Source organism: Citrobacter sp. CtB7.12 (genome assembly GCF_001297795.1).
Lineage (GTDB): Bacteria > Pseudomonadota > Gammaproteobacteria > Enterobacterales > Enterobacteriaceae > Citrobacter_A > Citrobacter_A amalonaticus.
Genome location: NZ_LIFT01000016.1, coordinates 67,202 through 81,506, shown reverse-complemented (window position 1 = coordinate 81,506; position 14,305 = coordinate 67,202). Strand labels below are relative to the sequence as shown.

The following is a 14,305-nucleotide window of genomic DNA, read 5'->3' as shown; positions in this document are numbered from 1 at the left end:
CCGCCTTGCTACAACACCAACTGCTTAGAGGAAAACCACGACATTGGAACTGTAGTTAGCGGTAGTAGGCCGGATAAGGTGCTTGCACCGCCATCCGGCAACATTGTGATGCCTGATGGCGACGCGATGGCGTCTTATCAGGCCTACGGCCTTTGCAAACGGAAATTAACCGATCTGCCCATTCCCTAAATGTTTAACGCGACGCTTCACTTCTTCTTGTTTACCGGCGTTAAACGGACGTGCGTCCGGGCTGCCTAAATAACCGCAGACGCGGCGGGTTACCGACACGCGTGCCGCGTCGTGATTACCGCATTTCGGACAGGTGAAGCCTTTGCTGGTGCATTCGAATTCACCGGTAAAGCCGCACTCGTAGCATTCATCGATTGGCGTATTGGTGCCGTAATACGGCACATGCTGATAGCTGTAGTCCCAGACATCTTCCAGCGCTTTCAGGTTGTGCTGGATGTTCGGGTATTCGCCATAGCAAATGAAGCCACCGCTCGCCAACGGCGGGTAAGGCGCTTCAAAATCGATTTTGTCGTACGGGTTCACCTTCTTCTCCACATCAAGGTGGAAACTGTTGGTGTAGTATCCTTTATCGGTGACGCCCGGCACGACGCCAAACTCGGCGGTATCCAGACGGCAGAAGCGGTCACACAGGTTTTCACTCGGCGTGCTGTACAGGCTAAAGCCGTAGCCGGTCTCTTCTTTCCATTTATCGACGGCCTGACGCAGATGCTCAACAATGGCAACCGCTTTCGCGCGCAGCGCTTCGCTGTCGTAGACATGCGTATCACCAAACAGCGCGTTGATGGTTTCGTGGATACCAATGTAGCCCAGTGAAATCGATGCACGACCGTTTTTGAAGATTTCCGCGATATCATCATCGGCTTTCAGACGTACGCCGCAGGCGCCTTCCATATAGAGGATCGGCGCGACGCGAGCCTTAACGCCTTCCAGACGGGCAATACGGGTCATCAGCGCTTTACGCGCCAGCGTCAAACGATCGTCCAGTAGTTTCCAGAACGTCGGCTCATCACCACCTGCTTCCAGCGCGATACGCGGCAGGTTAAGGCTTATCACGCCGAGGTTGTTACGCCCATCGTGAACCTGTTCGCCTTTCTCGTTTTCCCACACGCCGAGGAAGCTGCGGCAGCCCATCGGGGTTTTGAACGAACCGGTGACTTTCACGACCTGATCGTAGTTCAGGATGTCCGGATACATGCGCTTGCTGGCACACTCCAGCGCCAGTTGTTTGATATCGTAGTTCGGATCGCCAAATTTGTGGTTCAGGCCGTCACGAATCGCAAACACCAGTTTCGGGAACACGGCGGTTTTGCGATTTTTGCCCAGACCGGCGATACGGTTACGCAGAATGGACTGCTGAATCAGGCGCGATTCCCAACTGGTACCCAGGCCGAAACCAAAGGTCACAAATGGCGTCTGGCCGTTGGCGGTATGCAGCGTATTGACCTCATACTCCAGAGACTGGAAGGCGTCGTAGCACTCTTTCTCGGTACGGGAATGCGCGTAGCCGTCGGCATCCGGAATTTGCCACTCTTCCGCCGTCTTACGGTGCTTGTTAAAGCTGGCAGTCACGAATGGCGCCAGTACTTCATCAATACGGTTAATGGTGGTGCCGCCGTAAATATGGCTGGCGACCTGCGCGATGATTTGCGCGGTCACGGCGGTGGCGGTAGAGATGGATTTTGGCGGCTCAATTTCTGCGTTACCCATCTTAAAGCCCTGCGTCAGCATCCCTTTGAGATCGATAAGCATGCAGTTGAACATCGGGAAGAACGGGGAATAGTCGAGATCATGGTAGTGAATATCACCGCGCTCGTGCGCCTGTACTACATCACGCGGCAGCAGATGCTGACGGGCGTAGTGTTTGGCGACGATACCGGCCAGCAGGTCGCGCTGGGTCGGGATGACTTTACTGTCTTTATTGGCGTTTTCATTGAGCAACTCGGAATTGGTCTGTTCTACCAGGCCGCGAATTTCCTGGTTCAGACGACCGCGTTTCTCTCGCTGAATATCACGGTCATGGCGATATTCAATGTAGGCGCGCGCCAGCTGCTTGTAAGGGCCTGACATCAGTTGGTTTTCAACCGCCGTCTGGATCTCATTAATATCGACCTGGCTACGCGCGTCCATCTGACTGCTAACGACTTCTGCGACGGTGGCGCAGTAATCTGCGTCATCGACTCCCGCTGCTTTAGCTGCACGCAGAATGGCTTCTTTGATGCGCTCTGATTTAAACGGCACTTTACAGCCATCTCGTTTCATCACATGCGGTGTCATGATCACTCCATAATGTATAAGAACAGGTTATCCACAGAGGCTCGGGAGGCGTTGATATGGTTATTCATCTCTCTATCCAATCACTTCCCGCAATCCAGTCCCATGTTATCCACAAAGTCACCTTGACTGTGGACATCATTGTTGTTGTAAATGTAGTTGATTAATACAACATGTTGGGGCGGATTGCATTTTAAGTTCTATATATAGTGATTTGCATCAAAAGTGTTTGCGATTTTTTTGATATAGCGCAAGGTAAAAAGCAGAGCGTACAGTTGGCGGGCGTTATAGCGATTGTAAATTGTGATATAGAAAAATCTGATTATTTATTCAACAAAAACAGTAAGCTAACGCGGGGCGACCTTTTTGCCCGGCATCGAGAGTTTGCCGGGCAAAATGTGTTCAGTTTATGACTTCTGCAACCACCAGATCGCTTCGAAAGGACGCAGCGTCATCGCCGTTGGCAGTGGTGAAACTTCATCATAGTTGTGCATCAACACCTGCCAGTTACCCCGGTACGATTCCGGGAACCAGGCCTGACATTCACCGCTCAGATTGGCAATGACCAGCAGCCGCTGTCCTTGCCACTCGCGCTGATAACACCATACGTGTGGGCTGTCTGGTAACAGATCCTGATAGTCACCCCAGGTCAACACAGGTTCGGATTTACGCAGCGCAATCAGCCGTTGATAGGTATAAAACACAGACGAATTATCGCCGAGCGCGTTCTCCACGTTGATGTCCGCGTAGTTATCGCACAGGGAGATCCACGGTTCACCCTGGCTGAAACCGGCGTTCTTGCGGTTATTCCACTGCATTGGCGTACGGCTGTTGTCACGAGATTTACTGGCCAGGATTGCCAGCAGTTCATTGGCATCGCGACCCTCCGCCCGCAGCCCGGCAAACATGTTATGGCTTTCCACATCGCGATAGTCGGTGATCCGGGTGAAGTGAGGATTGGTCATGCCGATCTCTTCCCCTTGATAGATGTACGGTGTGCCCTGCATACCGTGCAGCACCATCGCCAGCATTTTCGCGGCCGGCACCCGATATTCGCCTTCGTCACCAAAGCGCGACACAATGCGCGGCTGATCGTGGTTACACCAGAACAGCGCATTCCACGCGACGTTGTGCATTCCTTGCTGCCAGTGGCGGAACAGGGTCTTCAGTGCGACAAAATCGGGCTTCGCCAGCGTCCATTTCTCTCCATTGGGATAATCGACCTTCAGGTGATGAAAATTGAAGGTCATCGACAGTTCGCTACCGTCCAGCGCGGCGTAGCGCTGGCAATGTTCCAGCGTGGTGGAGGACATTTCACCGACCGTCATCAGCTTGCGCGGCGTAAAGACGTCGCGGTTCATCTCATGCAAAAATTCATGCGCTCGCGGCCCATCGGTATAAAAACGGCGACCGTCGCCGTCCAGATCATTGGGGAAGCGCTGATCTTTGGAGATCAGGTTGACGACGTCCAGGCGCAGGCCATCCACGCCGCGATCGGCCCAGAATTCGCAGACTTTTTTCAGCTCGGCGCGGACGGCAGGGTTTTCCCAGTTCAGGTCCGCCTGTTCCGGGGCGAAGAGGTGCAGATAATACTGTTCGCTCTGGGCATGCCATTGCCAGGCGTTGCCGCCAAACTTGGAACGCCAGTTATTGGGCAGCGCATCAGGCGTGCCGTCGCGCCAGATGTAAAACTCGCGATACGGGCTGTCTTTGTCGAGCGCTTCACGAAACCAGGCGTGCTGCGTGGAGGTGTGGTTAAACACCATGTCGAGAATAATGCGGATGCCGCGTGCTTTTGCCTGGGCGACCAGTTCATCGAAGTCATCCAGCGTACCGTAAGCGGGATCGATAGCGGTGTAGTTAGCGACATCGTAGCCATTATCCACTTGCGGTGAGATATAGAACGGGGTCAGCCAGAGGGCATCTACGCCCAGTTTATGCAGGTAATCGAGGCGCTGAGTCACGCCGCGTAAATCGCCGGTGCCGCTGCCGGTCGTATCCTGAAAGCTTTTGGGATAGATCTGGTAGATGACGCCGTTTTGCCACCAGTGGGGAAGGGTATTCATAGTCAATTCCTGGTTATGCGAGGGGCGCAAGTGCGCCCCGAATAAAATCAGACAATCTGTAACGTGCCCTGACGGAATTTGCGCTGGTAAACCATAGAAGTCAGCACGATCGGGATGACAATGGCGATGGCTATCGCGACGGCGTAGACCTGCCAGTAAGTCGGTTGGATAGAAAGGATGCCCGGCAGGCCGCCAACGCCAATACCGTTCGCCATCACCCCGTACAGGCCGCAGAGCAGACCGGCGAGACCGGAGCCGATCATTGCGCAGAGCATCGGGAAGCGGTATTTCAGGTTGATACCGTACATTGCTGGTTCAGTGACCCCAAGATAGGCGGAGATCGCGGCAGGAACGGAGATCTCGCGTTCGTTCTGTTTACGGCTGGCGATAATAATGCCGACCACCGCAGACGCCTGCGCGATGTTGGAAAGGGCAATCAGCGGCCATACCGGCGTTCCTCCCATGCTCTGGATCATCTGCATGTCGATGGCGAGCGTGGTCTGGTGCACGCCGGTAATCACCAGTGGGGCGTACAGGAAGCCAAACAGCGCGGCACCAATCGGCGCGAAGCTGCCGGTCATCAGATGGCGAACCGCAAAGGCCACACCGTCGCCAATCAAGCGGCCAAACGGACCGATCAGCGCATGAGCGAGGAAGACCGCGAGGATCAATGAACACACCGGCACCACCACGAGATACAGATAATCCGGCACGATGCGTTTCAGGCGCGTTTCAATCACGCCCAGCGCCAGGCCAGCCAGCAGCGCCGGAATGACCTGCGCCTGATAGCCTACTTTCGCGATGGTGAACAGGCCGAAGTTCCATACTTCCGGTACCTGCTGCCCCAGCAGATACGCGTTCATCAACTGTGGCGATACCAGCGTAACGCCAAGCACGATGCCGAGGATCGGCGTACCGCCCATTTTTTTCACCGCCGACCAGCAGATGCCCACTGGCAGATAGAAAAAGATGGCTTCGCCAATCAGCCACAAGAAGTCATAGATCGTTTTCAGCGCTGGATACATCTGCGCCAGCGTCTGACCGTTGCTCATTGGCAGGTCGCCAATGACGTTGCGGAAACCTAAGATCAAGCCTCCGCTAATCAGCGCCGGCAGCAGCGGGAAGAAGATTTCAGCGAAATGGGAGATGAGTTGCTCATGCCATTTCATGTTCTGACGAGCCGCTTTTTTCGCCTGCTCTTTATCGGCGTGTGCCTGCCCGGTGGTGGCCAGCAGCGCCTTGTAATAATCGCCAACCTCGGTGCCAATCACCACCTGGAACTGACCGGCGTTGGTAAAGCAGCCTTTAACCATCGGTAAGGCTTCAATTTCTTTCGGTCTGGCGTTTGCTGGCTGATTCAGCACAAAGCGCAGGCGCGTAATACAGTGACTCACGGTGGCGATATTCTCTCGCCCGCCTACCAGCTCTATCAGCCGGTCAATATCCGCTTGTTTAACTTTGCTCATCATGAAGCCTCGTGGCGATGACAGTGAAAAGGGGGGGTTATGCGATGGCCACAGAGTATATCCGGGATAAAAAATTAAAAATGGGAACGTTCCCGAAACGTAGCGAAGATCACAAATTATCGTTCAGAAAGCGATCAGCAATGCTTCAGGAAAGGGTGGAAGGAATGACGATCTGGCGCAGCTCGCTGCGTCCGTTGATCTGCTCGATCAACTGGGAAGCCGCCTGGCGTCCGGCTTCGGCATAGCCGGGATCGACCGTGACGATCTCCGGATGCAGGAATTTCATCAACGGCGTATTACCGACGCTCGCCAGTTGCAGATTATCGACCCGCTGTTCTTGCAAATACTTACTGGCACCGAGCGCGAGAGTATCCGTGGCGCAGACCAGCGCGGTAGTGTCTGGTGTAATGACGCTCGCGGCATGCTCATAGCCTTGCTTCATCGCCAGACCCGGCAGGGCCGCGACGGGATGTAACTTATGTTGTTTGCAAAACGCGAGATAGGCGTCATGGCGGCGTTTCCCGGTGGTGACGTCACTGTGCGGCACACCGAGAAAGCTGATGTGGCGATGCCCCTGATCGTACAGACGTTGCATGAGGATTTTAATCGCCCCGTCGTCGTCGTAGCAGACGGAGGCAAAGCCTTTCGCATCACGAGCCAGCAGCACCAGCGATGCCTGCCACGGGGCGATCATCGTGTCCGTGATGCCGGTAAAACCGAACAGCACCACGCCGTCGATATTGCGGCGTTTCAGCATACCTAAGTGTTCTTCCACTTTTTCCGGGGAAAACTGACTTTCCATCATGATCGGATCGTAACCCTGCTCATAAAACACCGGCAGCATCGTCTGTACGGCAAGGTTTTCCGACAGGGAGTCGAGACGGGTCACAATGATGGCGACGACTTTATCGCTCTGGCCCCGCATGGCGCGGGCTGAACGGGAAGGAGAAAATCCGTGCTGATTCATCACGGCTTCGACACGCTCGCGAGTCCGTTCACTGACGCCGCTTTCGTTGTTCAGCACACGGGAAACAGTGGATTTCCCCACGCCGCTTAAGCGGGCGATGTCTTTGATAGTCAGCCGATTTTGCATCCTGTTTTCCCGTGGTACGCAACAAAAGATGATAAGAGGGTAACTTTACTTATAGAAACCACAATGGGCAAAGTCTGGTTTATACACGTCATCCTTCACGCTGCTTTTGCGTTGGCGTCGTTCATTTTCTGCCGGGATGCGAACCGAATGATTTTGCGTATATGTTTTGTTTAATTGCCGGGGGTTATTATAACGCCATAAATGCCACAAATATTATGATCTACAACTTATTATCTGTGAGCTAACTCATTCAATTACCGGAGGCTTTATGGATCCCGATCCCACCCCTCTCCCGACCTGGAGAACACGCGCTTTCCGGTAAGCCTGCCTTTCGCTGTCTTACCGGTGATGTAAGACAGTGACGCATTAACGTCCCTGTTTAAAAATGATGTTACCTGTCAGGTAAGGTTTTGCCACGCCTGAAGGATATTTCTGCGTCTGTCTTATTGGCGCGGAGGGGCTTCCTATGTTTAAAAATATCACTCGCCAGCTGTTTGCCCGGCTTGGACGCCATTTGCCCGATCGCCTGGTGCACCGCGATCCATTACCTAATGCACAGTCGATTGCCAGCACCCCGATACCTTCTTCACTGAGTGAACACTGCCTGAAAGTGGCCGTGATGGATGAAAAGACGCTATGGAAAACGTTTCATGCGCATCCGGAAGGACTCAATGTGGCAGAGGTGAACGCCGCCCGTGAACAACACGGTGAAAACCTTCTGCCGACCCAGAAACCGTCACCGTGGTGGAAGCATCTGTGGACCTGTTATCGCAACCCGTTCAATATGTTGCTGACTCTTCTGGGCGCGATCTCGTATGCCACGGAAGATCTGTTCGCCGCCGGGGTGATCGCTCTGATGGTGGTGATTTCCACGCTGCTTAACTTTGTCCAGGAAGCGCGCTCCACCAAAGCGGTAGACGCGCTGAAAGCGATGGTCAGCAACACCGCGACGGTGCTGCGGGTCATCAATGAGAAAGGGGAAAACGGCTGGGTGGAGCTGCCTGGCGATCAACTGGTGCCCGGCGATATCATCAAGCTGTCGGCGGGGGACATGATCCCGGCCGATCTGCGGGTGATTCAGGCGCGAGACCTGTTTGTTGCTCAGGCGTCATTAACCGGCGAATCGCTGCCAGTGGAGAAAGTGGCGCACACCCGCGACGCCAGCCAAAGCAACCCGCTTGAGCGCGATACCCTGTGCTTTATGGGCACTAACGTGGTGAGCGGCACGGCGCAGGCGATGGTTATCGCCACCGGCGCCCATACCTGGTTTGGTCAACTGGCGGGGCGCGTCAGCGAACAGGAAAGCGAGCAAAACGCGTTCCAGAAGGGGATCAGTCGCGTCAGTATGCAGTTGATTCGCTTTATGCTGGTGATGGCGCCAGTGGTGCTGCTCATTAACGGTTATACCAAAGGTGACTGGTGGGAAGCGGCGCTGTTTGCGCTCTCCGTCGCCGTAGGCCTGACGCCGGAAATGCTGCCGATGATTGTTACTTCGACGCTGGCACGCGGCGCGGTGAAACTGTCGAAGCAAAAAGTGATCGTCAAACATCTGGATGCCATTCAGAACTTCGGGGCGATGGACGTCCTGTGCACCGATAAAACCGGCACGCTGACCCAGGATAAAATCGTGCTGGAGAATCATACGGATATCTCCGGTAAGCCCAGTGAACGCGTTCTGCACGCAGCATGGCTGAACAGCCATTACCAGACCGGACTGAAAAATCTGCTGGATACCGCCGTGCTGGAAGGTGTGGATGAAGGCGCTGCGCGCACGTTGTCTACCCGCTGGCAGAAAATTGATGAGATTCCGTTTGATTTTGAGCGCCGCCGGATGTCGGTGGTGGTGGCAGAAGAGACGGATGTGCATCAACTGGTGTGCAAAGGCGCGTTGCAGGAGATCGTCAGCGTCTCTACGCAAGTACGTCATAACGGCGAAATTGTGCCGCTGGATGACAACATGCTGCGTCGAGTGAAGCGCGTGACTGATACGCTGAACCGTCAGGGGCTGCGCGTGGTCGCCGTGGCGACCAAATACCTGCCAGCGCGGGAAGGGGATTACCAGCGTATTGATGAATCCGATCTGATCCTTGAAGGTTACATCGCCTTCCTCGATCCGCCGAAGGAAACGACCGCACCGGCACTGAAAGCGCTGAAAGCCAGTGGCATTACCGTGAAGATCCTGACCGGCGACAGCGAACTGGTCGCCGCGAAGGTATGCCATGAGGTAGGTCTGGATGCCGGAGAGGTGATTGTCGGAAATGATATCGAAGACATGAGCGACGACGTGCTGGCCGCGTTGGCTCAGCATACAACGCTGTTCGCACGCCTGACGCCGATGCATAAAGAGCGGATCGTCCGCCTCCTCAGACGTGAAGGGCACGTGGTGGGCTTTATGGGCGATGGAATTAACGACGCGCCAGCGCTACGTGCGGCGGATATTGGCATTTCGGTGGATGGCGCGGTCGATATCGCCCGTGAAGCGGCCGATATTATTCTGCTGGAAAAGAACCTGATGGTGCTGGAAGAAGGCGTAATTGAAGGGCGTCGTACGTTCTCCAATATGCTGAAGTATATCAAAATGACCGCCAGTTCTAACTTTGGTAACGTCTTTAGCGTGCTGGTGGCGAGCGCCTTTTTACCGTTCCTGCCCATGTTGCCGCTGCACTTGCTGATTCAGAACCTGCTGTACGATGTATCTCAGGTGGCGATCCCGTTTGATAACGTTGATGATGAGCAGATCCAGAAACCGCAGCGCTGGAATCCGGCGGATCTGGGCCGTTTTATGCTCTTTTTTGGCCCGATCAGCTCCATCTTCGACATTCTGACATTCTGCCTGATGTGGTGGGTATTCCACGCCAATGTGCCGGAAGCGCAAACGCTGTTCCAGTCTGGCTGGTTTGTGGTGGGGCTGCTGTCGCAAACGCTGATTGTGCATATGATTCGTACGCGCCGCGTGCCGTTTATTCAGAGTCGCGCTGCCTGGCCGCTGATGCTGATGACGCTGGTGGTAATGATTGTGGGAATTGCGCTACCGTTCTCACCGCTGGCAGGTTATCTGCAATTGCAGGCGTTACCGCTGAGTTATTTCCCTTGGTTAGTGGCGATTCTGGTGGGATATATGACGTTAACGCAATGGGTTAAAGGCTTCTATAGCCGCCGCTACGGCTGGCAGTAAACAAAATAATGGCTGCTTCGGCAGCCATTCTCTTTTTTATCGCGCAAGAATATATTCTTTCCCTCCGTCGTGTTTTATTTTTTTTGAAAAACCAAAGAGGTGTGGTCGATCACAATTTAAGCCCGCTTCAGGACATCTTTTTTCCAGGAAAAAGACCTTCATTGCAAAAATGAAACAGCGTGCTAAAAAAAATTCCATCCATCGTCATTTTATGAACATAATCATCGTAATACTTTGTTACACCGACGAGTCTGCCTGGGCAATGTCATTCCTTACTGTCCCTTTTAATTAAGGCGGCCCTCTATCCTGCAAGTCGTTTGTATTAATGAAAATTATAAACCTCTGGAGATGGAAAAATGAAACTGACCAAAACCTTGTTAAACCTGTGCGTGGGGACTGCTTTAGTGCTGGCAGCGCAGGCGGCGTCTGCACAAACGCTGCGTGCGGCAGATGTCCATCCGGCGGATTATCCGAACGTAGTTGCTGTGAAGCATATGGGCGAAAAACTCAGCGCTGCGACCGACGGACGTCTGGATATTAAAACCTTCCCGGGCGGCGTACTGGGGGATGAAAAGCAGATGATTGAACAGGCGCAACTGGGTGCGATTGATATTATTCGCGTGTCGATGTCTCCGGTTGCTGCCATATTGCCTGAGATTAACGTCTTTACGCTGCCCTATATCTTCCGCGATGAAGATCACCTGCATAAGGTTCTGGATGGGGCAATTGGTCAGGAAATTGGTGACCGGCTGACCGCCAACAGCCAGTCCCGACTGGTGTTTCTCGGCTGGATGGATGCCGGAACGCGTAACCTGATTACCAAGGCTCCGGTGGTGAAACCGGAAGACCTGAAAGGGATGAAAATCCGTGTTCAGACCAGCCCGGTCTCGCTCGATACCTTAAAAGCGATGGGCGCGAATGCGATCGCCATGGGAACCAGTGAGGTGTTCAGCGGGATGCAGACCGGGGTTATTGATGGCACAGAAAATAACCCGCCGACCTTTGTCGCGCATAACTATCTGCCGGTCGCCAAAAATTACACCTGGAGTAAGCATTTCATTATTCCTGAACTGTTCCTGTTTTCAAAAGCCAAGTGGGACAAGCTGAAAAAAGAAGATCAGGAATTAATTATTAAACTGGCAAAAGAAGCGCAAATAGAACAACGCCAACTGTGGGAAGCCTATAATGCGAAATCACTGGAAACCATGAAAGCAAATGGGGTGAATTTCCATGACATCGATACGGATTATTTTTATAAAGCCACACAGCCCGTCCGGGATCAATACGGTAAAGACCACCAGGATTTGATCAAGCGAATTCAGGATGTGAAGTAATTCATCAGGCGGATGACGGAGGTCATCTGCCTGAATCGGTTATTCGTTCGAGGTGATGATTATGGGTGAAGGTTATTCATCGGTAATGGATGTGCTGTATCGAATTTCAATGTGGATTGCCGGGCTGGCTTTATTGGTGATGGTGGCGGTTATTCCCGTGGGGATATTCGCGCGCTACGTGATGAACAGCGCGCTGTCCTGGCCCGAGCCGATCGCCATATTGTGCATGGTGACGTTCACTTTTATTGGTGCGGCGGTCAGCTATCGTGCGGGTTCGCATATTGCGGTCAGCATGGTAACCGATCGTCTTGGTGAAATGGAGCGCCGGATCTGTTTTATCGGTGCCGATCTGATGTTGCTGGCGATCAGTATTTTTATTCTTTGGTACGGTTCGACGCTCTGTTATGAGTTGTGGCAACAACCCGTGGCAGAATTCCCAATTTTGACTGCCGGGGAAAACTATCTTCCGCTCCCTATCGGTTCGGCGATCATGCTGCTTTTCATCATCGAGAAGATCTGCCGTGGCGCTCAGTATCAACGTCCTGTGGTCATGCTGGGTTCAACCAGTTGATGACCGAACCGACTTCATAGGGGAAAGCAAATGGATGCATTTATTCTCGTTTTTACGCTCGGCATCATGCTGGCGATTGGGGTGCCGGTGGCGTACGCGGTGGGGATCAGCGCGATCGTCGGGGCGTGGTATATCGATATCCCGCTGGAAGCGGTGATGATCCAGTTGACCAACGGCGTGAACAAATTCTCATTGTTGGCGATCCCGTTCTTTATTCTGGCCGGGGCCATTATGGCGGAAGGGGGCATTGCGCGCCGGTTAGTCAACTTTGCCTATATCTTTGTTGGCTTCATTCGCGGTGGTCTGTCGCTGGTGAACATTGTCGCATCAACCTTTTTTGGCGCGATCTCAGGATCGTCGGTGGCGGATACCGCATCGATCGGTTCAGTGATGATCCCTGAAATGGATAAGAAAGGTTATCCGCGAGACTTTGCCGCAGCGGTCACCGCCAGCGGTTCCGTGCAGGCAATCCTGACGCCGCCCAGCCATAACTCGGTGATCTACTCGCTGGCGACGGGCGGTACGGTGTCGATTGCCGCGCTGTTTATTGCCGGGATCCTGCCTGGGCTATTGCTGAGTTTTACCCTGATGGTAATGTGCGTGGGCTTTGCGCATAAGCGCGGCTACCCGAAAGGGGAGCGCGTGCCGTTCCGACAGGCATTGAAGATCTTTCTCGATACGCTGTGGGGGCTGATGACGGTCGTCATCATTATGGGCGGGATCCTTTCCGGTATTTTTACCGCGACGGAATCGGCGGCGATCGCCTGCCTGTGGGCGTTTTTCGTCACCATGTTTATCTACCGCGACTATAAGTGGTCTGAACTGCCGAAACTGATGTATCGCACTGTGAAGACCGTGACCATCGTGATGATCCTGATCGGTTTCGCGGCAGCGTTTGGCGCCATCATGACCTATATGCAACTGCCGATGCGCATTACCGAAGCGTTTACCAGTATCTCGGATAACAAGTATGTCATCCTGATGTGCATTAACATCATGCTACTGCTGATTGGTACCTTGATGGACATGGCGCCGCTAATCCTGATCCTGACCCCTGTGCTGCTGCCGGTCACCAACGCCCTCGGCATTGATCCGGTACATTTCGGGATGATTATGCTGGTGAACCTGGGGATTGGCCTGATCACACCGCCGGTAGGGTCGGTGCTGTTTGTTGCCAGTGCGGTGAGTAAACAGAAGATCGAGCAGGTGGTGAAGGCGATGCTACCGTTCTACGCGGTACTGTTCCTGGTGCTCTTGCTGGTGACCTATATTCCGGCGATTTCGCTGTTCCTGCCGAAATTCTTTGGCGTGATGTAAGGGGATGGCAGTGACGAAAATCCGGGCATACCAGCCCGGATTTTTTTATCGCTTAACGACGAACGGCGATCGCTTCGATCTCGATCTTCACGTCTTTTGGCAGACGCGCGACTTCCACGCAGGAACGTGCCGGGAAGGTAGCGTTGTGTTCGGTGAAGAACGCTTCGTAAGTGGCGTTGACGGTCGCGAAATCGTTCAGATCTTTGACAAATACGGTTGTTTTCACGATGTCGCCTACTTTCAGGCCAGCGGCTTCAACGATAGCTTTCACGTTTTCCAGCGACTGACGCGCCTGCGCGGAGACGTCGTCCGACACGCTGCCGGTTTTCGGGTCAACCGGGATCTGACCGGAAGTGATGATCATGCTGCCCAGATCTACGCCCTGAACATATGGACCGATTGCTGCGGGTGCATTTTCCGTCGCGATAGTTTTGCTCATGATTTCTCCTGAAGTACAGCGGTTAATGAAATTTCTCTGGCATTATAGGGAGCCACGAATTTTTAACCAACTGCAATTAGTTGGCCAGCACCACATAATGAGAAAACTCTTTTTCGCAGTATTTGCATTTAAGCGCGATGTCATCCGCGCGTTTTTTCACTGAAAAACTGGAAGAAACCGGTTCAGCGTGGCTGATGCAGTTACTGTTCGGGCAGACCAGCACGCTGTCGATGTGGTCCGGCAGGCTTGGACGTGATTTACCCACCACGTCGTAGTTGTCGATACGGTTGACAGTAGCCTGTGGCGCATACAGTGACAGTTGATTAACCTGTTCGGCGGTCAGGAAGGTGTTCTCGATCTTAATCAGGTCTTTACGTCCCATTTCACCGGAAGGCAGATTAAGGCCGATAGTGATGCGCTGGTCGGTTTCGGTCAGCTTGAACAGAGTCAGCAATTTAAAGCCGATTTGCGCGGGAATATGGTCGATTACGGTGCCGCATTTGATCGCTTCAACCTGCAGTTTATTATCGTGTGTCATCTCGT

10 protein-coding genes are annotated in these 14,305 nt (G+C 53.5%); 4 read left to right on the top strand and 6 right to left on the bottom strand.

Annotated features, from left to right (window positions below):
- Positions 1 to 165 precede the first annotated feature (165 nt).
- The 4 genes from nrdD to treR all read right to left on the bottom strand — a co-directional run bounded on the left by nrdD (position 166) and on the right by treR (position 6,926).
- A complete protein-coding gene (gene nrdD / locus AOY24_RS17530; RefSeq protein WP_054177072.1) occupies positions 166 to 2,304 on the bottom strand; it encodes an anaerobic ribonucleoside-triphosphate reductase in 2,139 nt (712 codons plus the stop codon).
- 404 nt (positions 2,305 to 2,708) lie between these two features.
- Complete coding sequence (gene treC, locus AOY24_RS17525; RefSeq protein WP_044253228.1) at positions 2,709 to 4,367, bottom strand: alpha,alpha-phosphotrehalase; 1,659 nt, start codon at positions 4,365 to 4,367, stop codon at positions 2,709 to 2,711.
- A gap of 47 nt (positions 4,368 to 4,414) precedes the next feature.
- Positions 4,415 to 5,833, bottom strand: coding sequence for a PTS trehalose transporter subunit IIBC (treB, locus tag AOY24_RS17520; protein ID WP_044264669.1), 1,419 nt, complete (start codon positions 5,831 to 5,833; stop codon positions 4,415 to 4,417).
- 145 nt (positions 5,834 to 5,978) lie between these two features.
- On the bottom strand, positions 5,979 to 6,926 hold the full coding sequence (gene treR, locus AOY24_RS17515) for a trehalose operon repressor TreR (protein WP_042999232.1): 948 nt from the start codon (positions 6,924 to 6,926) through the stop codon (positions 5,979 to 5,981).
- A gap of 466 nt (positions 6,927 to 7,392) precedes the next feature.
- Between treR and mgtA the strand changes: the two genes are divergently transcribed.
- From mgtA to AOY24_RS17495, 4 genes are all read left to right on the top strand, one after another.
- Positions 7,393 to 10,101: a magnesium-translocating P-type ATPase gene (mgtA, locus tag AOY24_RS17510; RefSeq protein WP_054177071.1), complete on the top strand. Its 2,709-nt coding sequence runs from the start codon at positions 7,393 to 7,395 to the stop codon at positions 10,099 to 10,101.
- A 356-nt stretch (positions 10,102 to 10,457) separates the two neighbouring features.
- A complete protein-coding gene (locus AOY24_RS17505; protein WP_042999234.1) occupies positions 10,458 to 11,435 on the top strand; it encodes a TRAP transporter substrate-binding protein in 978 nt (325 codons plus the stop codon).
- A gap of 61 nt (positions 11,436 to 11,496) precedes the next feature.
- Complete coding sequence (locus AOY24_RS17500; protein ID WP_054177070.1) at positions 11,497 to 12,006, top strand: TRAP transporter small permease; 510 nt, start codon at positions 11,497 to 11,499, stop codon at positions 12,004 to 12,006.
- 30 nt (positions 12,007 to 12,036) lie between these two features.
- Positions 12,037 to 13,323 carry a TRAP transporter large permease gene (locus tag AOY24_RS17495; protein WP_042999236.1) on the top strand — a complete coding sequence of 429 codons (1,287 nt, stop codon included), beginning with the start codon at positions 12,037 to 12,039 and terminating at the stop codon, positions 13,321 to 13,323.
- Positions 13,324 to 13,375: 52 nt separating this feature from the next.
- Here AOY24_RS17495 and ridA read toward each other — a convergent pair whose 3' ends face one another.
- Both ridA and pyrI read right to left on the bottom strand, forming a co-directional pair.
- Positions 13,376 to 13,762: a 2-iminobutanoate/2-iminopropanoate deaminase gene (gene ridA, locus AOY24_RS17490; protein WP_042999238.1), complete on the bottom strand. Its 387-nt coding sequence runs from the start codon at positions 13,760 to 13,762 to the stop codon at positions 13,376 to 13,378.
- 76 nt (positions 13,763 to 13,838) lie between these two features.
- A complete protein-coding gene (pyrI, locus tag AOY24_RS17485; RefSeq protein WP_042999239.1) occupies positions 13,839 to 14,300 on the bottom strand; it encodes an aspartate carbamoyltransferase regulatory subunit in 462 nt (153 codons plus the stop codon).
- Positions 14,301 to 14,305 lie beyond the last annotated feature (5 nt).

What these genes read in the sequence shown, in the direction of transcription:
- nrdD (WP_054177072.1), bottom strand. Translation starts at nt 2,304, where the DNA reads ATGACACCGCATGTGATGAAACGAGATGGCTGTAAAGTGCCGTTTAAA.
- treC (WP_044253228.1), bottom strand. Translation starts at nt 4,367, where the DNA reads ATGAATACCCTTCCCCACTGGTGGCAAAACGGCGTCATCTACCAGATC.
- treB (WP_044264669.1), bottom strand. Translation starts at nt 5,833, where the DNA reads ATGAGCAAAGTTAAACAAGCGGATATTGACCGGCTGATAGAGCTGGTA.
- treR (WP_042999232.1), bottom strand. Translation starts at nt 6,926, where the DNA reads ATGCAAAATCGGCTGACTATCAAAGACATCGCCCGCTTAAGCGGCGTG.
- mgtA (WP_054177071.1), top strand. Translation starts at nt 7,393, where the DNA reads ATGTTTAAAAATATCACTCGCCAGCTGTTTGCCCGGCTTGGACGCCAT.
- AOY24_RS17505 (WP_042999234.1), top strand. Translation starts at nt 10,458, where the DNA reads ATGAAACTGACCAAAACCTTGTTAAACCTGTGCGTGGGGACTGCTTTA.
- AOY24_RS17500 (WP_054177070.1), top strand. Translation starts at nt 11,497, where the DNA reads ATGGGTGAAGGTTATTCATCGGTAATGGATGTGCTGTATCGAATTTCA.
- AOY24_RS17495 (WP_042999236.1), top strand. Translation starts at nt 12,037, where the DNA reads ATGGATGCATTTATTCTCGTTTTTACGCTCGGCATCATGCTGGCGATT.
- ridA (WP_042999238.1), bottom strand. Translation starts at nt 13,762, where the DNA reads ATGAGCAAAACTATCGCGACGGAAAATGCACCCGCAGCAATCGGTCCA.
- pyrI (WP_042999239.1), bottom strand. Translation starts at nt 14,300, where the DNA reads ATGACACACGATAATAAACTGCAGGTTGAAGCGATCAAATGCGGCACC.